The organism is Comamonas sp. B-9, from assembly GCF_000410635.1.
GTDB lineage: Bacteria > Pseudomonadota > Gammaproteobacteria > Burkholderiales > Burkholderiaceae_C > Comamonas.
The window spans coordinates 1,878-2,344 of sequence record NZ_KE148563.1 but is presented as its reverse complement, the minus strand read 5'-3'; the positions used below and the strand labels follow the sequence as shown (position 1 = coordinate 2,344).

1 pseudogene is annotated in these 467 nt (G+C 71.3%); it reads left to right on the top strand.

Annotated elements, in window-relative coordinates:
- Positions 1 to 467: pseudogene (locus H928_RS27300) on the top strand (hypothetical protein); the annotation flags it as partial.

Genomic DNA, 467 nt, shown 5'->3' with positions numbered 1-467 from the left:
CCCCACCCCCCAGCCGATCTGGGCGCTGCACGATGGCCGCTGGAAACACTGGAGCGGCCAGCTCTACCTGGAGGCGCTCCAGCTCAATGCCGCCGCGATGGCGCCCTACCTGCCGCCGGCGATGGGCCTGCAGCAAGGCCAGGGCTCGGCGCGCCTCTGGCTGGATGTGACGCGCGGCAAGCTGACGAACGGCACGGCCGATGTGGCCTTGCGCGATGTGGGCGTGCGCCGCCAAGCTGCGGCGGCCAGCGATGACAAAACGGCGCAGGGCACGGTGCTGCTGCTGCGCTCGGTGCAGGGCCGCATTGGCGGCGCGGCCGATGACAGCGGCTTTCGCGTGCTGACGGAGAACCTGGCGGTGGAGTCGGCCAACGGCGAGCACTGGCCCGGTGGCAGCGCCCGCATCAACCATGTCTATGCCCAGGGCAAGCAGCCCAGCGAGACGGAAGCCAGCGCCCAGTCGCTCG